Source organism: Mycolicibacterium obuense (genome assembly GCF_055397605.1).
Genome location: NZ_AP043663.1, coordinates 3,068,675 through 3,094,387, shown reverse-complemented (window position 1 = coordinate 3,094,387; position 25,713 = coordinate 3,068,675). Strand labels below are relative to the sequence as shown.

General features: G+C 69.3%; 1 pseudogene. It reads right to left on the bottom strand.

The window, feature by feature from the left end:
- Positions 1–21: 21 nt before the first annotated feature.
- Positions 22–25,683, bottom strand: a pseudogene (locus ACZ50N_RS14630) (non-ribosomal peptide synthetase); the annotation flags it as partial.
- Between the last annotated feature and the right edge of the window lie 30 nt (positions 25,684–25,713).

The window sequence follows — 25,713 nt, the reverse complement described above, 5'->3', positions numbered from 1 at the left end:
ATGCCGGCGGGGTGTGACGTGTCAGGACTTCTCCTCGCGCATCAGCATCTCCACCAATGCAGGTCCGTAGTGCTCCAGCGCGGCGATGTCGAGCAGGTCGGAGTGCCGGAACGGCGCCGAGACCGTCGTCATCTCGCCGCCGATGTGCGGCCGCCAGGCCGGCGATGCCGTTCCCAAGTGATCCACCTCGTGCGCCGCGTCGACGAAGAACACGTCGCCGTCGTAACGGCCGTAGTCGGCGCCCACAGTGAAACGTTCTGCTGCGATGTAGTTTTCGATCGCCGACGCGATGTGCTGGTCGTCCAGCACGGTGATCGCATCGCCCTGTTCCTTCATCAGCTCGATCGCCTGCTCGACGGTCAGACGATCGACGGGGTCGACCGGGAAGCCCATCTCCGCCAGCACACGTGCCAGCACGGCATCGCGATCGAGGAGGTGGTCGGCCCCCGAATCGGCATCCGCCACCTCCGGGTAGGAGTCCAGCATCGCGACCGTGCCGATTCGCCGGCCGCGGCGCAGCAGCTCCTGTGCGGTCAACAGCGCGAGAACCCCGCCGAACGACCACCCGAGGAGGTGGACCGGACCGTCGGCGGCAACCACCTCGATGCCGTCGGCGTAGTCGGATGCCAGCGCTGCAAGGTCGCCGGACAGCCGACCGCCTGAGAACAGCGGGGATTGCAGAGCATAGAGCGGAACATCGACCGGGAGAACATGTTTTAGTGCTGCGTAGGGCCAGCCCAGGCCGCTGGCTGGGGGAAGGCAGAACAGAGGTGCTGCGGATCCGGCGGAGCGCAACGGCAGAACCGGTGCGAAGCTCCCCGGCCCTGCGTCCGACTGTCCCGACAGCAGTGCATCCACCGCGGTGACGGTCGACGCGATCATCAGGTCCGCGACGGACAGGTGATCGGCCACATCGGCGAACTCGCGGCGCAGGATCGACGCGAGCCGGACCAGCAGCAGAGAGTGGCCGCCCAGCTCGAAGAAGTCGGTGTCGATGGAGTCCACCGGGGTGCCCAGGATGTCGCCGAACAGCTCGCACAGTCGACGCTGCCGCTCCGTGCTCGGCGGACGGCCCCCAGTGGCGGAAAGGACGGGGTCGGGCAGTGCGTTGCGGTCGAGCTTTCCGCTGGGGGTGAGGGGGAAGGCGTCGACCTTGACGAAGGCAGCCGGGACCATGTGGCTGGGCAGCGTCGCTGTTGCGTACGCGCGCAGCGCGTCGGCATCGACGTCGGTATCGCTGAGGTAGTAAGCGATCAAGCGACTCCCGCGTACTGCCACGCGTGTGGTGGTGATGGTGGGGTGTCTGGTGAGGGTGGTTTCGATGTCGGTGGGTTCGATGCGGATGCCGCGGAGTTTGATTTGGTCGTCGGTGCGGCCGAGGTAGTGCAGGACGGGGGTGTCGTCGGGGGTGTGGGTGTGCCAGCGGACGAGGTCGCCGGTGCGGTACATGCGGTGGCCTGGTTGGTGGGGGTTGGCGATGAATCGGGTTGCGGTGGTGTGGGGTTGGTTGAGGTAGCCGTGGGCGAGTTGGGGGCCGGCGAGGTAGAGCTCGCCGGGGGTGTTGTCGGGGACGGGGTTGAGGTGGTCGTCGAGGACGTGGGTGGTGATGTTCCAGCCGGGGGTGCCTAGGGCGACGGGGGTGTCGTGGTCGGTGTTGTGGGAGGTCCAGCCCAGGACGTCGACGGCGGTTTCGGTGGGTCCGTAGAGGTTGTGGAGGGGGGTGTGGGGGAAGTGGTGGTGGTAGCGGCGCAGGAGGTCGGGGGTGAGGGCTTCGCCGCCGACGGTGACGCGGGTGAGGGTGGTGATGTCGGTGATGGTGGGTTCGTCGAGGAAGGCGTCGAGCATGGAGGGGACGAAGTCGATGGCGGTGATGTGGTGGTTGGTGATGGTGTGGGCGAGGTAGTGGGGGTCGCGGTGGCCGCCGGGTCGGGCGATCACGGCGGTGGCGCCGGTGGTCAGGGGCCAGAAGACTTCCCAGACGGAGGTGTCGAAGCTGATGGGGGTTTTGACCAGCATGCGATCAGAAGTGTTGAGAGGGTAGGCGTGCTGTAGCCACAGGATGCGATTGACGATGCCGACGTGCGGCACGGCAATGCCCTTCGGAACGCCCGTCGACCCAGAGGTGTACAGGATGTAGGCCACGGACTCGGGATGTACCGGCGCCAAGGGCGGTGGGACCGAATCCTGCTGTGCCATGGCGACGTCGCGTGATTCGTCGACGACGATGGCCGGTGCGGCGTCGGTGATCATGTGGTCCAGGCGGGCGGCAGGGTAGTCGGGGTCCAGGGGCAGGAACGCGGCGCCGGTTTTGGTGGTGGCGATCAGGGCGACGATGAGTTCCAGGGAGCGGGGCAACCGGATACCGACCACGGCGCCGGGGGCGGCGCCCTGATCGCGTAGCCGTGCGGCGAACCGATCCGACCACGCCTCGAGCTCGCGATAGGTCATCTCGACACCCTCATAGGACAACGCGACAGCGTGCGGTGTCCGGGCAGCCTGGGCTGACACCAACGCCGCCAGACTTGTCCGCGGCACCGGATGGGCGGTGTCGTTGCGTGCCGCCAGCGCGGCCCGTTCGGAGGCCGTCACGATCTCGAGGTCACCGACTCGGATCATGCGGTCTCGGGCAATCTGAGTGAGCAGCGATACCAGTCGCCTGGCGAGGGTGTGCACGGTCTCCCGGTCGAACAGGTCGGCGCTGTACTCGACGGTGAGTGTCGCTGCGTCGCCGGCGTGTTCGGTCAAGGTCAGGCCGAGGTCGAACATCGCGGTCGTCGCCGTGTGCTCGTGCCAGCGGACGGGGAGGCCGAACAGAGTGGTGTCGTCGTCGGTGTCGCGGTGGTGGGCGATGAAGACGTTGAACAGCGGGTTGCGGCCGGGAACCCGCGGCGGGTTCAGCGTGTCGACGATGCGGTCGAAGGGCAGATCGGCGTGGGCGAACGCGGCGAGATCCGCTGTGCGGACGCGGGTGAGCAATTCGGTGAAGGTGGGGTTGCTCGACACATCGGTGCGCAGCACCACGGTGTTGACGAACAGGCCCACCACGTCATTGAGGACGTCGTCGTCGCGGCCGGCGACCGGGGTTCCGACCACGATGTCGGTGCCTGCACCCAGACGGCGCAACAGGACCGCCACCGCGGCGTGCAACACGGCGAGCATGCTGGCGTGATGTGTTGCCGCCAGGTCGCGCAGCGCGAGGGTGGTATCGGTGCTCAGCTCTACGGCGATACTGCCGCCGGTGCCTGATGGTGTTGTGGGGCGGGGTCGGTCGGTGGGTAGGGGGGTTTCGTCGGGGGCGTCGCGCAGGGTGTCGGTCCAGAAGTGGAGGTGTTCGTCGGCGGCGTGGTCGAGCAGGGCGTGGTGCCACAGGGCGTAGTCGGCGTACTGGACCGGGAGTGGTTTCCAGTGGGGTGGGTGGCCGGCCAGGCGTGCGGTGTAGGCGTGGTGGAGGTCGGTCAGCAGGGGTGCGTCGGACCATTCGTCGGTGGTGATGTGGTGCAGCAAGAGCACGACGGTGGTGGTGTGGTCGGGGTGGCGAATGATGGTGATGCGCAGGGGTGTGTCGTGGGTGAGGTCGAAGCGGTGTGCGGTGAGCCGCTCGATCTGCTGGTCCAGGGGTGTGCCGTCGTCGTCGAGGATGTCGATGGGGGCGCTGGTGTCGGGGTCCAGGATGTGTTGGGCGAATCCTGTGTCGTGTTCGGTGAACACGGTGCGCAGAGATTCGTGACGGGCCACCACATCCCGCACGGCAGCCGCGAACGCCTCAACGTCGAAGTCGGCGAGCACGGTGAACGCCAGCGGATAGTTGTAGGCGACGCCGGTTTCGGGAAGCTGGTCGACGATCAGCATGCGTTCCTGGGCCGCCGAGACCGGGACGAGTTCCGGGCGTTGGCTCGCAACCAGTTCAGGGCGGGCCAGCGTCGCAGTAGGAGCGCCGTCGACGAGAGCGGCCACACCCGCCACCGTCGGGTGATCGAACACGTCCCCCAGCAACAGGTTCACGCCGAACGTCGATCGCACCCGGCTGATCAACCGGATACTCGACAACGAATGCCCGCCCAGGGCAAAGAAGTCGGCATCGATGTCGGCGACCTCACGGTCGAGAACGGCACCGAAGAGGTCGCACAGCTGACGCTGAGTGTCGGTGATCGGAGCACGTCCGGTGACAGCCACCGGCGCCGGGTCGGGCAGTGCGTTGCGGTCGAGCTTTCCGCTCGGTGTGAGGGGGAAGGCGTCGATGGCGACGAAGTCCGTCGGCACCATGTGCGAGGGCAGAAGGCGTGCGGCGAAGTCGCGCAACGATTCCTGCGCCGGCTGTCCGTTCGACATGTAGTAGGCGATGAGTCGTTGGTTGCGGACGATGACGCGTGTGGTGGTGATGGTGGGGTGTCTGGTGAGGGTGGTTTCGATGTCGGTGGGTTCGATGCGGATGCCGCGGAGTTTGATTTGGTCGTCGGTGCGGCCGAGGTAGTGCAGGACGGGGGTGTCGTCGGGGGTGTGGGTGTGCCAGCGGACGAGGTCGCCGGTGCGGTACATGCGGTGGCCGGGTTGGTAGGGGTTGGCGATGAATCGGGTTGCGGTGGTGTGGGGTTGGTTGAGGTAGCCGTGGGCGAGTTGGGGGCCGGCGAGGTAGAGCTCGCCGGGGGTGTTGTCGGGGACGGGGTTGAGGTGGTCGTCGAGGACGTGGGTGGTGATGTTCCAGCCGGGGGTGCCTAGGGCGACGGGGCTGTCGTGGTCGGTGTTGTGGGAGGTCCAGCCCAGGACGTCGACGGCGGTTTCGGTGGGTCCGTAGAGGTTGTGGAGGGGGGTGTGGGGGAAGTGGTGGTGGTAGCGGCGCAGGAGGTCGGGGGTGAGGGCTTCGCCGCCGACGGTGACGCGGGTGAGGGTGGTGATGTCGGTGATGGTGGGTTCGTCGAGGAAGGCGTCGAGCATGGAGGGGACGAAGTCGATGGCGGTGATGTGGTGGTTGGTGATGGTGTGGGCGAGGTAGTGGGGGTCGCGGTGGCCGCCGGGTCGGGCGATCACGGCGGTGGCGCCGGTGGTCAGGGGCCAGAACACTTCCCAGACGGAGGTGTCGAAGCTGATGGGGGTTTTGACCAGCATGCGATCAGAGGTGTTGAGAGGGTAAGCGTGCTGTAGCCACAGGATGCGGTTGGTGATGGCGGTGTGGGGGATGACCACGCCTTTGGGGATGCCGGTGGTTCCGGAGGTGTAGAGAATGTAGGCCACAGAGTCGGGATGCACTGGTGGTAGGGGTGTGGGTGGTGGATCGTGTTGTGCGGCAGTGATCTGCGCGGGGTCCTCGAGGATGACCGCCGGTGCGGCGTCGGTGATCATGTGGTCCAGGCGGGCGGCAGGGTAGTCGGGGTCCAGGGGCAGGAACGCGGCGCCGGTTTTGGTGGTGGCGATCAGGGCGACGATGAGTTCCAGGGAGCGGGGCAACCGGATACCGACCACGGCGCCGGGGGCGGCGCCCTGATCGCGTAGCCGTGCGGCGAACCGATCCGACCACGCCTCGAGCTCGCGATAGGTCATCTCGACACCCTCATAGGACAACGCGACAGCGTGCGGTGTCCGGGCAGCCTGGGCTGACACCAACGCCGCCAGACCTGTCTGCGGCACAGCATGTTTCGTGTCATTCCGGTCGACGAGGATGCGCGCGCGCTCCTGCGGGGTCAGGATGTCGACGTCGCCGACGCGAGTCCCTCCGTCGGATGCGACGGCATCGCACACCAGGCTCAGTCGCTGACCGAGCGCGGCCGCCGACTCCCGGTCGAACAGGTCGGCGCTGTATTCGACGGTGAGCGTTGCGGTGTCGTCGGGGTGTTCGGTCAGCATCATGCCGAGGTCGAACATCGCCGCTGTGGGCGCGGGCTCGTGCCAGTGGGCAGGGAGGCCGAACAGAGTGGTGTCATCGTCGCTTCTGCGGTAGTGGGCGATGAAGACGTTGAACAGCGGGTTGCGGCCGGGAACCCGCGGCGGGTTCAGCGTGTCGACGATGCGGTCGAAGGGCAGATCGGCGTGGGCGAACGCGTCGAGATCGTCGGTACGGATGCGAGTGAGCAATTCGGTGAAGCTGGGGTTGCCCGAGACATCGGTGCGCAGCACCACGGTGTTGACGAACAGGCCCACCACGTCATTGAGGACGTCGTCGTCGCGGCCGGCGACCGGGGTTCCGACCACGATGTCGGTGCCTGCACCCAGACGGCGCAACAGGACCGCCACCGCGGCGTGCAACACGGCGAGCATGCTGGCGTGATGTGTTGCCGCCAGGTCGCGCAGCGCGAGGGTGGTATCGGTGCTCAGCTCTACGGCGATACTGCCGCCGGTGCCTGATGGTGTTGTGGGGCGGGGTCGGTCGGTGGGTAGGGGGGTTTCGTCGGGGGCGTCGCGCAGGGTGTCGGTCCAGAAGTGGAGGTGCTCGTCGGCGGTCTGGTCGAGCAGTGCGTGCTGCCACAGGGCGTAGTCGGCGTACTGGACCGGGAGTGGTTTCCAGTGGGGTGGGTGGCCGGCCAGGCGTGCGGTGTAGGCGTGGTGGAGGTCGGTCAGCAGGGGTGCGTCGGACCATTCGTCGGTGGTGATGTGGTGCAGCAAGAGCACGACGGTGGTGGTGTGGTCGGGGTGGTGAATGATGGTGATGCGCAGGGGTGTGTCGTGGGTGAGGTCGAAGCGGTGTGCGGTGAGCCGCTCGATCTGCTGGTCCAGGGGTGTGCCGTCGTCGTCGAGGATGTCGATGGGGGCGCTGGTGTCGGGGTCCAGGATGTGTTGGGCGAATCCTGTGTCGTGTTCGGTGAACACGGTGCGCAGAGATTCGTGACGCGCCACCACATCGGCCACCGCTGACCGCAACGCCGCGACGTCCAGACCCGCGCCGACCGTCACGATCAGCGGATAGTTGTAGACCGTCCCGGTCTCGGCGAGCCGGTCGACGATCAGCATGCGTTCCTGGGCCGCCGACACCGGGACGAGTTCCGGACGCTCGCGCACGACCAGAGCCGGGCGGGTCAGCGACGGGGTCGAGGCGTCATCGATGAGGTCGGCCAGTCCTGCCACGGTGGGATGGTCGAACACGTCGCGCAGCGAGAGGTCGACGCCGAAGATCGATCGCACCCGGCTGATCAACCGGATACTCGACAACGAATGCCCGCCCAGGGCAAAGAAATCCGCGTCCACGCCGGTCACCGGGACTCCCAGCACGCCGGCGAAGACGTCGCACAGGCTGCTTTCCGTCGGCGTGTCGGGCGCACGTCCGGAGTCGACGTCGATGTCCACCTCGGGCAGCGCGCGGATGTCCAGCTTTCCGTTGTCGGTCAGCGGCAGCGCATCCAGCACGGCGATCGCTGCGGGCACCATGTGCGCCGGCAGTGCGGATGTCAGGTGGCGCCGAAGGTCCGCGGGGACATCGGCGCCGCCGGTTGCCACGACGTAGGCCTGCAGCCTGTGTGAACCGGCCGGATCGGGAACGGCGATCACCGCGGCCTGCGTCACCGCGGGGTGGTCGTGCAGTGCGGCCTCGATGTCGCCGAGTTCCACCCGGTGGCCACGGATCTTCACCTGGTCGTCGGATCTACCCAGGTAGTCGATGTTGCCGTCCCGGCGCCGTCGGACGACGTCGCCGGTGCGGTACATCCGCTCACCGGACCGGAACGGGTTGGCGACGAAGCGCTGGGCCGTCAACTCCGCTCGGCCCCGGTACCCGTGCGCCAACCCGGCTCCGGAGATGTACAGCTCCCCGGTGACCTCGTCGGGCACCGGCCGCAACCAGGCGTCCAAGACGTACACGCGGGTGTTCCAGATCGGTGCGCCGACGGTGGGCGTCGCGCTGTCGTCGGTGCCCGCACCCAACGTGTTGATCGTGTACTCCGTCGGCCCGTACAGGTTGTATCCGTAGGTGGTGTCGCTGTCGCGCAGTCGATTCCACACGCTCGATGACACCGCTTCGCCGCCCAGCAACACCAGGGTCGGAGGATGCGGGGGATCGAGGAGACCCTCCTCGAACAACACCGCGGCGTAGGTCGGCGTGACGTTGACGACGTCGATCTGGTGGTCCTGGCAGTAGGCCACCAGCGCCACGGCGTCGCGGCGCAGTTGCTCGTCGCAGATGTGCACCTCGTGACCTTCGATCAGCCACAGCAGCTCTTCCCACGACATGTCGAAGGAGAACGACACGGTGTGGGCGATCCGCATGCGACGACCACCGGCCCGCTCGATCGCGGGCCCGAAGATCGCCTCCCGGTGGTTGAGGTGCATGTTGGTCACGCCGCGGTGCGCCGTGCAGACACCCTTCGGTGTGCCGGTGGAGCCCGAGGTGTAGATCAGGTAGGCCAGCGCGTCGAGCGGCGGCGCATAGCTGTCCCATTCCGGCGATGCGGCCGCAACCGTCGCAGCGACACCGGCATCATCGAGGACCAGCGCTCGGCTGTCTCCCGACAGCGCGCCGACGCGCTCGGCGACGGCACTGGTGGTGAGCACGCATGCCGGTTGGGCATCGGCGAGCATCACCCGCAGCCGCTCGTCCGGATAGTCCAGTTCCAGCGGCAGGTACGCCGCACCGGCGCGCAACACGGCGAACAGGGCGACCACCGCGTCGATCGAGCGCGGAATGGCCAGCGCCACCGTCGCGCCCTCACTGACACCGGTGTCGCGTAGGACCCAGGCCAGCCGATTGATCGACGCCTGCAGGGTGGCGTAGTCGACACGCTGGTTCCCGCAGACCAGTGCGGTCATCTCGGGTGAGAGCTGTGCGCGCTCGGCGAGCAGGTCGGTGACCGGCGCCGGTGGCAGGGATCTCTCTGTCGCGGTGTCGGCGGTTGCGAGTTGCCGGTGCTCGTCGGCCAGGGCGAGCGGAATGCTGCCCAGCAGGTCGGCCCCTCGTGCCAGCGCCATGAATTCCAGCACCTGCTGCAGTCGGTCGAGAAGGCGCTGCGCGCGGGCGCGATCGACGACGTCCGGGCGATATTCGAGCTTGACCCACAGCCGTCGGCCCGGCGACGCGACCCAGGTCAGGGGATAGTGCGATGCATCCACGGAATCGTGGCCGACGATGCCGTGCTCGGTTTCCAAGTCGGTGAAGGTGTCGTCGTCGAGGAAGTTCTGCAACACGAACAGGCTGTCGAAAAGCGGTGCACCGGCGGGACATCCGGCGTCATCAGCCAGTGCGCGCTGGATGTCGCCGAGTCCGAGGTACTCGTGGTCCATCATGGCCAACCGATCGGACTGCACGGCGCGCGCGGTGTCGTCCAGGCGGTGGGCGGGGGAGAGCCGGACCCGGGTGGGAACCGTGTTGAGGAACAAGCCGATGACATCGGCGATCCCGTCGATCTCTGTGGGCCTGCCCGCCACGGTCGATCCGAAGACCACGTCCGAGCCGGCTGTTTCATAGCCGATCACCATCGCCAACGCGGTGCTGATGATCGCGTTGAGCGTGACACCGCACTCCCGGGCTCGTGCTCGCAGCGCGCTGGTCTGATCGGGCGTGAGCAGGAATTCCAGTCGCAGCGCAAGTGTCGGTTCGGTGCCGACCGCAGACGGTACGAGCAGCGTCGGACTCGCGAGCCCGGCGAGAGCCTCGGCCCATCGGCGTGTGGATTCCTCGCGGTCGCGATCGGCGAGCCAGGTGAGGTAGTCGGTGAAGTCCGCGGTCGGTGCAGGGAGATCGACCGGTTCACCCTGACGGGCAGCGGAATACGCGGTGAACAGCTCACCGAGCAGCTGCTCGCGCGACCAGCCGTCGAGCAGCAGGAAGTGGTAGCTGAAGATCAGCCGGTCGCACCGCCCGGTGCGCACCACGGTGAAGCGTGCGAGCGGCGGTGACGCCAGGTCGAAGGTTCGCTCCCGGTCGGCGTGGGTGACGCGGTCGAGCTCGGCCTCGAGCGCCCCCGCGTCGGCGAGGCCGGTGAGATCGACAGTCTCGACGACCACCGGCGGCTCGACGGCAATCGCGGCGACCGGTTCCGGTGTCCCGTCCGCCCAGAACGCCGATCGCAGAACGGGATTGCGTGCCATCACCAAGGTGTAGGCGCTCTGCAGCGCTGCGACGTCGACGGGTTCACTCATGTCGAACACGTTCTGCACGATGTACACGGCGGCTGGTGAGTAGCGCGCCTGGAAGTACACCCCCTGCTGCAGCGGTGAGAGCGGCCAGATCGTCTCGACCGGGACGGGTACGGCGGCCAGCACCGCATCGATCTGGCCCTGGTCGAGGGTGACCAGGGGGAGATCCGACGGGGTCATACTGCGTTCCGCGGTTCCGGCCGCCGTCGCGAGTTCCTGCAGGACATTCACCCAGTGGCCGGCGATGTCGGTGGCGTCGGGTTCGGCGAATTCTCCGTCGGCATAGGTGAACACCGCGCGCAACCGCGGGCCGTCCGCGGTGTCGTCGCAGGCGGCGTTGACCTCCAACAGGTATGGCGTCCCGAGATCGGGGTCGGGGTCGGTGCGCAGCGGTTCCGGCGCCGGCTGCCAGTCCGCGTCGCCGGCAGACCATCGCCCGAGATAGTTGAACAGCAGCTGCGGTGCCGGCAGCCGGCCGAGCGCCCCGGCGGTCCGTGGATTGCAGTAGCGCAACAGCCCGAACCCGATGCCGCCGTCAGCGCCGGCCCGCACGGCTTCCTTGACTGCGCGCAGTGCCGTCACCAGATCGGTGTCGTCGCAGGGCAATCGCACCGGGGAGATGGCGGTGAACCACCCGACGGTGCGGGACAGGTCGACGTCCTCGCCCCACCGGTCACGTCCGTGACGTTCGATGTCGACGACCAGTGGGGCGTCAGCGGCCCGGCCGGCGCCGCGGCGCCACCGGTTCACCGCGATGCTCAGAGCGGTGAGCAGTGTCTCGGTGACGTCAGCGTTGGCGAGCGCGGGAACCGTGGTGAGCAGCGCGGTGGTGTCGGCCACGTCGAGGACCACTTCGTGGTCGCGCGTCGCACCCACCGTCAGCCCCACCGTGAGCGCATCCGCGTCGAGTTCCCCGCCGGGCGCCAACGTAGCCGACCAGTGCTCGAACTCCGCGAGGCGCGACGCCCGCTGCGCCTCCTCGTTGACCGCGCGTGCGTAGGCCCGATACGAGGTCGGAACCGGTTGCAGCACAGCAGAACCGGAGTCACGTTCGACCTGGCGACATACGTCGGCGAGATCGTCGATCAGAATGTGCCAGGACACCGCGTCGACGGCGAGGTGGTGGATCACCAGGATCAGCCGGCCCTGCGCGTCGGGGCCACGGTCGAACCAGACCGCCTGCAGCATCTGCTGCGATTCGGGGTCCAATCGGCCAGCCGCGGCGTCCGACTCGACGGCTATCGCCTCGGCCAGCTCGTCGTCGCTCAGGTCGGCTGCGTCGATACGGGTGAGCGGCGCCGCCCCGGCGGTGACGGTTTCCAACGTCCACAGTGTCGGCACCGGACGCACGAGGCGCATCCGAAGCGCGTCGTGGCGCTCGACGACGGCCCGCACCGCTGATTCGAGGACGTCGACGGTGAGTCCCGGCGGCGTGCGCACTACCTCGCTCTGGTTGAACCGTGTGATGGTGCCGCCGAGTTCGGCCTGGCGCGAGACGATCGGGGGAAGCGGAACTTCGCCGGCGGCGGCGGCCGCGTCGACGACCGTCGTGGAGACCGCATCCGCATCGGCCAGGTCGGCGAGTGCGGCGGGCGTGCGAGCGGTGAACACCTGCTGCGGTGTGATCCGCAGCCCGGCGCGCCGGGCGAGGTTGACGAGCTGGATGGCCACGATGCTGTCGCCACCCATCGTGAAGAAGTCGTCGTCCACCGCGACGGGGACACGCAGGATCTGGCTGCACAGTTCTGCGATCTGTGCGGCGGCACCGCCCGGCTCCGGATCGGCGATCGCGGTGGCGCGGTAGGGCGCAGGCAGCGCGGCCCGGTCGAGCTTGCCGTTGACCGTCAAGGGTAGTTCCTCCAGTAGCACAAAGGTCGCCGGCACCATGTAGGCCGGGATACGTTCTGTCAGAGCGTGTTTGATGTCCGCGGTGGCGAGGGGCCGGCTGGTGACCAGGTATCCGACCAGCGTGATGCGTCCCACGTCGTCGGTGTGCGTCGCGGCGGCGGCGTTGCGGACGTCGGGCAGGGCCGCCAACGCCGCTTCGACCTCACCGAGTTCGATGCGATAGCCGCGGACCTTGACCTGGTGATCGGAACGGCCGACATAGATCAGATCCCCGGTGGAGGTCCATATCGCGGTGTCTCCGCTGCGGTAGAGCCGGCGTCCACCCGGGTCGTTCGGGTCGGCGACGAATCGGCCGGCGGTCAGCCCGCGCTTGCCGATGTAGCCGCGGGCGACCTGGTCACCCGACACGTAGATCTCGCCCACCACACCCACGGGTACGGGCCGCAGCCGCTCGTCGAGCACGTGCACGGCGAGACCGGGCAGTGCGCCCCCGATCACGCCTCGCTCGCCGGCGTCCCGCGACGTCAGCGGGCGGTGGGAGACGTGCACGCAGGTTTCGGTGATGCCGTACATGTTGACCAGCTGCGGGCCGGCAGGTCCGCGGTCGAGCCAGCCGTCGAGTCGGGACGCATCGAGCGCCTCCCCGCCGAAGATCACGTAGCGCAGCGCCAGCTCGGGACGCAGTCGGGCATCGGCGTCGACGAGTGGGTAGAACGCCGAGGGCGTCTGGTTCAGCACGGTCACCCGCTGCGCGGCCAGCAGCCGCAGGAAACGTTCGGGGTCCCGCGCGTCGGCGCCGCCGACCAGCACCAGGCGCGCACCGTGCAGCAGCGCCCCCCACATCTCCCAGACGGAGAAGTCGAACGCCGCGGAGTGGAACATGGTCCAGGTGTCGTCGGCGGTGAAGGCGAAACGTTGTGCCGCGGCGGCGAACAGGGCCGCGACGTTGCGGTGGCTGACCGCCACCCCCTTGGGCACCCCGGTCGATCCGGAGGTGTAGATCACGTAGGCCGTGTGGTCGGCCAGCGCGGGTTGCGCGCCCGTGCTCTGCGGAGATGCGGCGTTCTCGGCGTCGGCGAGCGCGACGACGGGCACGTCGACGTCGGGCAGCCGATGCTGCCGATCGGTCAGTACGCACACCGGCGCTGCGTCGGTCAGGATGTGGCGTAGCCGCGCCTCCGGGGAGTCCGGATCCAGCGGAACGTAGGCGCCGCCGGCCTTGACCACACCCAGGATCGCGACGATCAGATCGAGCGAGCGGGGCAACGCGACTGCCACCCGTGATTCGGGGCGCACACCGAGTGCTCTGAGGGCGTCCGCGACCCGGGTCGCCAACGCGTCCAACTGGGTGTAGGTCAGCGAGCCATCGTCGCCGGTGACGGCGACGGCGTCACCGTGCCGCGCGACCACATCGGAAAAAGCCTGCGCGAGAGTCGTTCCCGTCGATGCGACCGGTACGGCCGCTGCGTCGCCCGCGACCCCGACGTTCAGCGCGCCGATCGTGGTGTCGGCGTCGGTGGCCACCGCGGTGAGGATCTGCTCGAGATGCTCGGCGTAGCGGTCGGCCTGTCGGCGGTCGAGCACAGTGGCGTCGTAGGAGATCTCGATGACGAGTTCATCGCCCAGGTAGGCGATGACGGCCACCGGATAGTGCGGGGCGTCGGTGCCGACGAAGCCGTCGAAGGACAGAAGGTCCGGACGCCGCTCCGAGGACGTGGTGGGGAAGTTCTCGACGACGACGAGGGTGTCGAACAATTCGCGAGTCCCGGCGAGACGGGAGAGCTCGGTCAGTCCGAGGTGGTGGGCGTCCAGCACGCCGCTCTGCCGGTCCTGCAGCTCGGTCAGCGCAGCGCCGAGCGTGGTGTCGTGCTGCCACGACATCGCGACGGGGATCGTGTTGATCAGCAGCCCGACCACGCTCTCGACGCCGGGCAGGTCGCCGTCGCGCCCCGAGACAGTGGACCCGAACACCACCTGGCGGCGGTCGAGCAGGCGGCCCAACAGGATTCCCCAGGCGCCGTGCACGATGGCCGACATCGTCAGGCCGCGGTCGCGACCGACACCTGTCAGCACGGAGGTCAGTTCGGTGGACAGTCGCCGGGTACTGCTGCGATGTTCACCGGCCGCCGCTGCGCCGCGGTCACCGTGCAGAAGCGTGGGTGTCGCGTCACGGAGTGCTTCGCTCCACACGGCGATCGCCGCGTCGTGGTCGCGGGCGAGTACCGACTCGACGTGATCGCGCAGCGTCGCAGGCACCGGGGCGAGCTCGGCCCGGCGGCCGACGGCGGCGTTGTACGCGGCCACGATATCGCCGAAGATGACCGGGTAGGACCAGCCGTCGGCGATGATGTGGTGCATCGTCTGGATCAGCCGGTGATCGTCCTCGGCCAGCGACACCAGGGTGTAGCGCACCAGCGGCGGCCGTGACAGGTCGAACGGGCGGGCCAGCTCCCGGCACGCGATCTGGTCCAGATCGGTTGTCTGCGAGGCGGTCTCGAAGCGGATGTCGAGCTCGACCTCGGACCAGATCACCTGTGCGAGGCGGCCGTCCTGCAGTTCGGTGAAACTCGCGCGCAGCGCCTGGTGCCGGTCGACCACGCTCTGCACCGCGCGAACCGCGGCGGCCGGATCGAGCGGTCCGGACAGGGTCGCGATCTGCTGGATGCGATAGGTGTCGGTGAAGGTCTCGGCACCACCGCCGAACATCGCATGGAAGTACATACCCTGCTGCAGGGGGAGGAGCGGGAGAAGCTCCTCCACCCTGCCGGTCCGCTCCAGGATGTCCACATCGGCCTGACTGAGCTGCACCAACGGAAAGTCGGACGGGGTGCGGCCCGTCAGCGCCGCGCAGCGAGCGACCGCCTCCAGCGCCGCGCGCCAGAGGTCGGCCAGCTCGCCGACCGCGTCGGCGTCGAGCAGTTCCTGCGGAAAAGCGAGCGTGATGCCCAGTGTCGGGCCGTCGCTCGACTCCTCGGCGAGCGCAGTGATCTCGAGCGCCACCGCGGGGTTCGCGGGGTCCACACCCTCGCGTAGCGCACCGATGGTCGGCACCGGGTCCCAGTCCCGTCCGGTGCCCCCGGCGAACCGGCCCAGATAGTTGAACAGGATCTGCGGGGCCGCCGCGGTCAGATCCGGATCGACGGCGAGGTGCCGCAGCACGCCATAGCCGATGCCCCGATCCGGCACCGTCCGCAGTTGCTCCTTGACCGTCTTCACCGCGGCGGCCAGTCGGCCACCGGCAGCCAGCACGTCGGCCCAGGGCAGACCGCCCGGATCGAGGCGCACCGGATAGATCGAGGTGAACCAGCCGACGGTGCGGGACAGATCCAGCGGAAGGCCGACGGTGTCGGCTTCGCGGCCATGTCCTTCGACGTTGACGACGGTAGCCGTCCCGGTCACGCGGCCGCGGGTGCGCCGCCACTGGTGCAGTGCCATCGCCAGCGTCGCGAGCAACGCGTCGTCGGCCCTGCCGTGGAATGCCGCAGGGACGGCGGACAGGACCGCGGCACTGGTGTCCGGGGACAACGAGAAAGACCGTGTCGCAACGGTGCTCGCGAGATCCACGGCCGGATCGAGCGGACGTGCGCCCAGATCGGGGTCGGGCGTCGCCAGGACGTCCGCCCAGTACGGCGTCTGATCCACGAAACGCGCTGAGGCGCGCAGCGCGTCCGACCAGACGCGGAACGGGATCGGTTCGGCCTCGAGGTGCGGATGAGAACCGGAACTCACCTGCGCCCACGCCCGTCGCAGATCGTCGGCCAGGATCCGCCAGGACACGCCGTCGATCACGAGGTGGTGGATGACGATGAGGAGTTGCCCCGGTGCGTGCGGTGCGCTCCACCACACCGCATGCATCATCACGCCGTCGGCGGGGGACAGCCGGGATGCGGCCTGCGCCGTCGCCGCCGCGACCGTGTGTTCGTCGAGTTCGGCGGTGGCCCGGGTGAGGATCGTGGCCGGATCCGGCCCATGGTCGGGGATGGTCAGCCGCCAGCCGTCGGTGCCGCTGCGGAGCCGGGCTCGCAACATGCCGTGGGCGTCCAGCAGCGCGGCGAGCATGTCGCGCACGTTCGCTTCCGTGAGCGCCGCCGGCGTCGTCAGCACCATCGCCTGATAGAAGTTCGCCAACGGCGTCTGTGCCGCAGCGGTTTCGGCGAGCATCGGAGTCTGTGCGACATCACCTGCGCCCGCGACGTCGAGTGCACCGAGGGGGTCGACGGCCCGCGGCGCCGAATCGGCGAGTGCGGCCAGTGCCGCGACGGTGCGGCGCCGGAACACATCGCGCGGGGTGATGTGCAGTCCCGCCGAGCGGGCCCGTCCGCACAGCGCGATCGACGAGATGCTGTCACCGCCCAGGGTGAAGAAGTCGTCCTCCGGGCCGATGGCGTCGAGATCCAAGACGGCCGAGACGATGTCGAGCAGCTGCGCCTCCCGTTCGGTGCGCGGCGCCCTGGTCTGCGTTCGGGTGGGAGCGACCGGCTCGGGCAGGGCCGTCACATCCAGTTTGCCGTTGACCGTGAGAGGCAGCGTGTCGACCACCCCGTAGCGGGTCGGCACCATGTAGGCGGGCAGCGTCGAGGAGAGCTGCTCGTGCAGGCGTCCCGCGAGTTCGGTCGCGGTGCTCGGGGCGGAGGTCGGAATCAGGTACGCCGCCAATGACTTCACCGGCGGATCACCGGCGAGGGTGCGGACCACGACCGCGCACCGGCTGACATCCGGCAGTGCAGCCAATGCGGCCTCGATCTCACCCGGTTCGATGCGGTAACCGCGGATCTTCACCTGGTCGTCGGCGCGGCCCAGATAATCGAGCAGTCCGCTGTCGGGACGACGTCGCACCAGGTCCCCGGTGCGGTACATCCGCCCACCGGGAACACACGGGTCGGCCGGCATCGTGGCGGAAGTCAGCGCCGGGCGACGGTGGTAGCCACGCGCCAAACCGGTTCCCGCGATGTAGAGCTCGCCGACGGTGCCGTCGGGAACCGGCCGCAGCGCCCGGTCCAGGACATAGGCCCGGGTGTTCCAGATCGGCCTGCCGACAGTCGGGGTCGTGCTCTCGTCGGTTCCGCCGCCCAGGGTGTTGATGGTGTACTCGGTCGGACCGTAGAGGTTGTAACCCGCCGTGGCGGGGTGCTCGCGCAGTGCCGACCAGACGTGCTCGCTGACGGCTTCGCCGCCGAGCAGCACCAGTGCCGGGGCGCGCGTGTCGAGCAGCCCGGCGTCGAACAGGTGGTGGGCGTAGGTGGGCGTGACGTTGACGACGTCGACGGCGTGGTCGCGGCAGTAGGCGACCAGTGCGGGCGCATCGCGGCGCAGATCCTCGTCACAGATGTGCACCCGGTGGCCGTCGACGAGCCAGAACAGCTCCTCCCACGACATGTCGAAGGAGAACGAGACGGTGTGGGCGACGTCGAGCCGGTCCCTGCCGGCGCGGCGAACGGTCGGGGCGAAGATCGCCTCACGATGGTTGAAGTACATGTTCGTCAGGCCCGCGTACCCGGTGATCACGCCCTTGGGGGTGCCGGTGGACCCCGACGTGTAGATCAGGTAGGCCGGATGCTGCAAACGGTCGGCGCCGGCGGCGAAGTCGCCGAGTTCGGCACTGGTCAGCGGGTCCGTGGGGGTGGCGGCGAGCTCGTCACCGAACGTCTCGGCGTCGACGACGATGACGTCGGCGCCGTGCTCGCGGCCGCACTCTGCCAGCTCGTGCTGGGACGAGGTGGTGAGCAGCAGGGTGGGCCGGGCGTCGCTGATGATGGTGCGCAGTCTGCTCAGCGGCAGGTCGAGTTCCAGTGGCAGATACGCCGCGCCTGCGCGCAGCACCGCGAACAACGCGACCACCATGTCGATCGACCGCGGAAGCGCCAGCGCGACAAAGGTTTCGGTGCCGGCACCATGCCGGCGCAGCACACGCGCCAGCTGATTGACTCTCTCGTCGAACGCGCGGTAGGTCAGCTCGACGTCGCCGAAGACGAGCGCGACGTCGTCGGGGCGACGGTTGGCCTGCTGCGTCAGCAGTTCGGCGATCGTGACCGGTTCGACGGCCCGCGGCTCGTCATGGTGCGGCGGCGCGGTCGTCACCGGTACCGCGCCGAGCACGGTGGCCGGTGAGTCCGCGAGCGTCTGCAACACCGCCAGCAGACAGGTCACCATCTCCTGGGCGCGCTCGTCGCCGACCACGCGGTGCTCGAGTTTGACGGTCAGGCGGCGCCCCGGCGTGAGCACCCAGGTCAGCGGGAAATGGGTGGTGTCGTGGTAGTCGACGTCGACGATGCCGTGCGCGGCGTCCAGATCGGCGAAAGTGCCCTCGCCGAGGAAGTTCTGCAGCACGACCAGCGAATCGAACAGGGCGGCACCGGATTGGCCTGCGGCACGTTGGATCTGCCCCAGCCCGAGGTGGTCGTGGGGCATCATCGCCAGCCGCTGCTGCGCGACAGCGCCGACCACGTCGGCCAGTGACGTCGCCGGCGGCAGGTCGACCCGGACCGGCACGGTGTTGAGGAACAGCCCGATCGTCTCGTCGATCCCGGCGAGCTCACCCGGGCGTCCCGCCACCGTGATGCCGACGACGGTGTCGGTGGTGCCGGCGTACAGCCCGGTCACGACGGACACCGCCGTCGTGACGACAGCGTTGAGGGTCACCCCGAGCGCCGCGGCGGTATCGCCCAGGCGTGCGGTGGTCGGCCCGTCGACCGCGACGACGATGCGGCCGGGTTCGGTGTCGACGGGCGCCTCGGTGGGCCGGTGTCCGCTCGCCGAGGTGGGTCCGTCGAGCCCGGCGAGAAGGTCGGTCCAGGCGGCGAGCGCGTCGGCCTCGCCGGTGCGTTCGATCCAGCGCAGGTAGTCGGTGACCACGCCCGGTCGCGGCACGATCGCGCCCTGCCGGCCGCCAGAGGCGTAGAGCGCGAACAGCTCTCGCAGCACCAACTCGCGTGACCAGCCGTCGAACAGCAGGAAGTGGTAGGTGAGCAGCATCCGATCGCGGCCCTCGGGGAGCCGGACCACGGTGAGCCGCAGCAGCGGCGGCGCAGCGAGATCGAAGGGTGTGGTCCGGTCGTCGTCGACGACGGCCTGGAGCGCCGCGGCGGCCTCGTCCGCGGGACGATCGGAGAAGTCCAGCACCGTGATCGACGACGGCGGTGCGGTGAGCACCACCTGGACGACCGCGCTGGCGTCGGCGGCCGGGTGGGGCTCGGCGTGCTCGACACCGCGGAACCCGGCACGCAATTGGGGGTGGCGAGCGAGCAGCGCGGTGAACGCGGCCTGCATCGCCGCGGCGTCGACGCGACGGTCGACCGTGAAGACGTTCTGGGCGATGTAGGTGGTCGTGGGGGCGTCGCCGAGGGTGCACTGGTAGTAGACACCGTGTTGGAGCGGCGACAGTCCCCAGATGTCGTCGAGCGCCTCTGCGGTGGTCAGCCGCTGCAGCGTCGCCGGCGACAGCCGCACCGTCCCGAACCGGGACACCGACTCCTGCCGGGCCGTCGGGTCGTCGGCGGCCAGCGCGGCGATCCCGATGGCGGTCCGCCCGCGGAACACGTCCTCGGTGGTGATCGACAAGCCCCGGCGGGCGAGTCTGCTCGTCAGCCGGATCGCGGCGATGCTGTCGCCGCCGGTGGCGAAGAAGTCGGTGTCCGCTCCGATCTGACCCGGCTCGGCGCGGAGGACGGCGATGATCGTCTCGACGATCACCTGCTGCCGATGGTCGCCTGGGGCGGCCTGCGCGACCGTCCGCGATGGCGCCACCGCAGCCCGGATCGCTGCGGTATCACGTTTACCGTTGGGCAGCAACGGGATCGACGGTGTGATGGTGATCGTCGCCGGCACCAGGTGGGCGGGCAGCTCACGGCGCAGCGCCCCGCGCAGGTCCTCGGGGCTCGGGCCGTGCGCGTCCACCACGACCACCGCGGCCAGGGTGGCGTCGATGCCGACGACCGCAGCGTCGACCACGCCGGGCTGCCGGACCAGTGCGGTCTCGATCTCGCCGGGTTCGACCCGATGGCCGTTGACCGTCAGCTGGTCGTCCGTGCGACCGGCGAACACCACGGCGCCGTCGGACTGCCAGGCACCCAGATCGCCGGTGCGGTACATCCGTGCACCACCCGGCGCGGCGATGAACCGAGCCGCGGTCTGTGCCGGCCTGTCCAGGTAGCCGCGGGCCAATTGCACTCCACTGACGTAGATCTCGCCGATCGCTCCGGTGGGCAGCTCACCCAGGTGCCGATCGAGGATCCGGACGTGGGCGCCGGGGACGGGCGCGCCGAGAGTGACGGCGGTGTCTCGCTGGAGCCCGGCGAGCACGTCACCGGTGACCTCGGAGCTGCCATAGGAGTTCACGACCGCCGCACCGCGCTCCCGCAGCGTGGCCAGATCAGCCGGGGTCAGCGGCGCACCGCTGACGATCCAGCGGCGCACCATCGCGACGTCGTCGCCGTACTCGTCGGCCAGGGCGGCGGCCAGAGACGGCACAGCGAGCACCTGGTCGACGTCGTGGTCGGCGATCAGGTCAGCCAGGGCTCGCCCGTCGTGGCTGGCACGGTCGTCGGCGAGTACGGTGCACGCGCCGGCCGCCAATCCGGCGAGCAGCTCGGTGGTGCCGTCGATGAACGACAGCGAGCTCTTGGCCAGCCGGCGGTCTGCCGGCCAGGCGGTCAGCGCCCACCGCAGCCGGTTGGCCAGCGCCCCGTGGGTGCCGATGACCGCCTTGGGTTCCCCGGTGGAGCCCGAGGTGTACAGCACCGACACGGCGTCGTCCGGGCCGACCGGCACGGGCGTGACGTCACGGTCGGTCGAGGCGCCGACGTCGACCAGCGCGGTCTGCTCGGGCAGCGCGGGCCGTACGACGGCGCGGCCTGCGGCGTCGACCAGCGCGACGCGGGGTCGGGCGTGGCCAAGCATGAAGGAGATGCGCGCTGCGGGGTAGCCGAGGTCGACGGGAAGGTACGCCGCGCCGGTGAGCGTGATCGCCCACAGGCTCGCCACCAGGTCGGTGGATCGCGACATCGCCAGAGCCACCACGTCACCCCGCTGCACGCCTGCATCGAGCAGCTGTGCAGCGATGGCGCCGGCGCGCTCGCGCAGCGCACCGAACGTCACCGCCTCGTGTCCGGTGCGTATTGCGATCTCCGTTCGATGCGTGTGTGCGGCGGCCTCGAGGATCTCCGTGAGGGTGCCGGCGTCGAATCCGGGTCGCGGGTCGGCGGAATCGGCGATCGGGACGCGGGCACAGAGGACGTCGAGGTCGGTTGCCAGCGCCGACAGCACGTCGGCGAACACGCGTGCCACGGTGTCGGCGAAGGCGTCGGAGACGTGGTTGCGTGCGTTCGTGATCGTCAGCGACAGCTCGTCGCGCACCGTGACCATGACGGTCAGCGCGTAGTGCGGGGCTTCCACGACCCGGATGTCGCCGAAGCGGAGGTCCCCGGCGGAAACGTCTGCAGCACCCAGGTTCTCGATGACGACGAGGGTGTCGAACAGCTCGTCGAGGCCGGCGATCCGATGCGCCTCGGGCAGAGGCAGGTGATGGTGGCCGAGCAGATCCGCCTCGCGCTGGCCGAGTCGGGCGGCGACTGTCCGTGCCGGCTCGTCGGGTGACCAGGGGACCCGCACGGTGACGGTGTTGACGAGCGGCCCCACCATCTGCTCGATGCCGTGCACCTCGCCGTCGCGGCCCGACACCACCGAGCCGAACGTGACGTCGGTGCGCCCGGTGAGCCGTCCGACAGTCAGTGCCCACGCCGTGTGCAGCAACGTGCTGACGGTGACGCCGGCAGCCGCAGCGGCGGCCGCCACGGCCCCGCGATCGGCGAGCGTGCGTTCGCGGCGGCCGAATCCCGCCGTACGGTCGACCCCAGTGCCATCGACCCCGGTGCCGTCGACCGCTGCGAGTCGGGTCGGTGCGTCGATTCCAGCCAGAACCGGCGCCCATGCGGCACGGTCGGCGACGGTGTCGCGCGTGCCCAGCCACTCGAGGAAAGCGTCGAAAGACGCCGCCGTTCCATCGAATTCACCTACGGTGTAGGCGGTCAGAAGGTCCTGCAGCACCACGGGCACCGACCAGCCGTCGGCCACGAGGTGGTGCACGGTCTGCACCATCGTGGTCCGTTCTCCGTCGCGGCGCACCAGCGAGTACCGGCTCAACGGAGGGCGGGTCAGATCGAAGCCGCGGCGCCGGTCGTCAGCCGCGCACCGCTCGACGACGGCCTCGGCGTCTGCGCCGTCTCTGGCGTCGATCACGCGAAAATCCGGCGCGGGGGTGGGCGCGTGGACGGCGACGGGCGTGCCGTCGGCCAGGGTGACGAATGCCGCGGTCAGCGCGAGATGGCGGGCGGTGACGATGTCGGTGGCCCGCTGGAAGCGCTCGACGTCGAGCGGACCGTGGATGTCGACGATCTGCTGCACGATGTAGGGGTCGGCGTGTCGGCGGAACGTCGAATGAAAGTAAATGCCCTGCTGAACTGGGGTCAGCGGCAGCACCTCGTGGACACCGGGATAGCGCTGTTCCACTTCGACGACGTCGGTGTCATCCAACGAGACCCGGTCGAAGTCCGAAACGCTGTGTCCGCGAACATCATCGCTGTCGGCGATCAACTCCAGCAGGGCAATCCACCGGGCGGCCAGAGCAGCTACGTCAGCGGTGGGCAGGAGTTTGCCCGGCCAGCTGAACGTGGCGCGCAGCACCGATCCGTCCCCGGTGTCGGCCGCTTCGGCGTTGATCTCGAGCAGCCGCGGCAGCGGCATCGCGGGGTCACGGCCTTCCAGCACCCCGTGTTCGTCGAATGCCCACGGCCGGTCTGTCGCGTCGAAGCGGCCGAGATAGTTGAACAGCACCTGCGGCGCGACAGCGAGCTCGGTGTCACCCCGGAGATGGCGCAGCACCCCGTGACTCAGGCCGTGCGCGGGCACGGTACGCAGTTGATCTTTGATCGAGCGCACGAGCGCGCCGAGATCGGGGCCGCCGGCCAGCGCTGCGCGCCAATCGATCCCGTTGTCCCGCAGCAACACCGGGTACAGCGTGGTGAACCAGCCCACGGTGTCGGAGAGGTCGATATCTGCGACCCGGCCGGTCTCGCGGCCGTGCCCTTCCATCTCGATCGTCAGCGCCTCGCTGTCGGTGACCCCGCGGTCGGCGTACCACCCCCGCAGCGCGAGGTACAGCGCGGCCACCAGCGCGTCGTTGACATGGCCGTGGATGCGCTCGGGCACCGCGGACAGCACCGCGTCGGTGGCGGCGGGGGACAGCGCGACCGTGAGGCTGGACTCGGTGGCCACGGTGTCGCGGTGCGGATCGAGAGAGGCGGCGAGAAGGCATGTTTCGGTCGTGGCAACATCACGCCAGTACGCGCGATCGTCGTCGAACACCCCCTGCCCGGCGGCGTCGGCGAGCTGCGTCGCCCACGAGCGGAACGCGGTGTGTGCGGGCGGGAGGGCGAGTTCGGCCCCGGAGGCCAGTTGCCGATGACCGGCGGCGAAGTCGTCGGCCAGGATGCGCAGCGAGATGCCGTCGACGACGACGTGGTGGGCGACGACGACGAGTCGTCCCGTCGCTGTGCCGCCGCTCAGCCAGCCGGCGGCCACCATGATCCCGGCCGCGGGGTCGAGAAGGGCGACCAGGCGGTCGCGCATCGCCGGAACACCCTCGGACAGAGGCGAGGTCAGGAGCGGAGTGCGCGGCGGGGCGGCTGGAATGTGCAGCTGCGCAGCAGGCCCCGGTGTCGTCGCCCACAGCACGGGGTGCCGGGCCACCACCGCGTCGACGAGTCGGCGCACGGTGGGTTCGTCGAGGTCGGGCGGGGTGACCAGGGACATGCCCTGGTAGAACCCCTGCATCGTCGATGTTCCGGACCCGCCGGTGTCGGCCACCTCGTCGAGCCACCGCAGGATCGGCGTCGCGGGCACCGGTCCGGTCGGGTCGACCATCTCCTGGTCCGCAGGCACCGGTGCGGCGTCGACGAGAAGCGGTGCGAGTGCGGCGACCGTCCGGTGGGCGAACATGTCGCGGGGCCGCAGCGAGAAGCCCAGCGCCCGCACGCGACCGACGACACGGATCGCGACGATGCTGTCCCCGCCGAGGCCGAAGAAGTCGTCATCGATGCCGAGATCCGCCTCGTGGAGCTCCAGAGCCTCGGCGAACGCTCGGCACAGCACCTGCTCGCGCGGGTTCCGGGGCGCCCTCCGCTGATCGCCCCCGCGGGGCGCCGGCGGTGCGGGCAACGCCGCGCGATCGGCTTTTCCGTTCGCAGTCAACGGAATCGAGTCGAGCGCGACGAAGTCGGTGGGCACCATGTAGTCGGGGAGCCGTGACGCCGACCAGCGGCGGACCTCGTCGTGGAACGCGGTGTCGTTGACCACACCTGGCGCGGCGAGAAGGTACCCGATGAGCCGATCCGCAGTGCCCTGTCGGTGCACCGTGACGACGGCCCGCCGGACCTCGGGATGGTCGGCGAGGTGAGCCTCGATCTCCTCGAGTTCGATGCGGCGACCGCGGATCTTGACCTGGTTGTCGGCACGCCCGAGGAATTCCAGCGTGCCGTCGTCGGTCCACCGGGCCAGGTCGCCGGTGCGGTACATGCGAGTCCCTGTGGTGTCGAACGGGTTCGCGATGAAACGTGATGCGGTCATCGCCGGAGCGTTGACGTATCCGCGGCCCAGCAGGAACCCCGCGGCATACAGCTCCCCGCCGACGCCGGGCGGGACAGGTCGCAGCGCGTCGTCCAGGACGTAGAGCTGGGTGTGGGGGTTGGGGCGCCCGATCGAGGTCGCGATCCGCTCGGCCGTGTCGCGATAGATCACGTGGGAGACCCCGATGGTGGCCTCGGCGGGTCCGTACCCGTGATAGAGCGTCGTGTCGAGCTGGCGCCGGAATCGGGCGAACAGACCGGGGGTGAGAACCTCGCCGCCGCACCACACGTGACGCAGCGACGTCAGCGCGCCGGGAGCGCCGGCGGCGATGGCGAGCCGGTCGAGTTCGAGAAGCGTGTCCAGCATCGAGGACACCAGATAGACGAACGTGACCCGCTCGGTGGCAATGGTGTCGAGCAGGTAGTCCGGATCCTTCTCGGCGTCCGGGGCAGCCACGACGACGCGTCCGCCGCTGATCAGCGGTAGCAGGATCTCGTTGACCGAGATGTCGAAGGACAGAGGTGCTTTGAACAGGGCGGCGTCGTCGCGGCCGAAGCCCAGGATGTGGTCCCGCTGCCAGAGCAGACGTTCGGCGATGGCCTCGTGACGGATCATGGCCCCCTTGGGCGTTCCCGTCGATCCCGAGGTGAAGATCACGTAGGCGAGCGCGCCGGGCGCAATCGTCACCTCCGGCACCGTGGTGGGCTCGGTGTCCAGCCGCCAGTCGTCGAGGTCGACCGCGACGGTGTCGACAGCCCAGTCGCTGTCGTCGGTGGGTGTGACGACCGCGCACCGCACGCCCGCGTCGGCGAGTACCTGCCGTCGGCGGTGCACCGGCCAGGTGGGGTCGACGGGGACGAACGCGGTGCCGGCCACCATCGTGGCGAGCACGCAGACCACCATCTCCGCCGAACGCGGAAGACCGACGGCGACAACGTCTTCGGCGCCCATACCACGAGCGATCAGGGTGTGCGCCAATTGTGCGGTGCGGGCTTCGAGCTCGCGGTAGGTGAACCGCCGTGTACCGTCGACGACCGCGATGGCATCGGGAGTCCGCCCCCACTGTGCAGTCAGTATCGCGGGCACCGTCGTGCGCCGATGCGGCGTCGAGTGGTTGTTCCACTGGTCGAGCAGATCGACGACGTCCAGCGACTCGGCGGTCACGAGGGGAACCTCTTCTTGTGTCGGTGATGC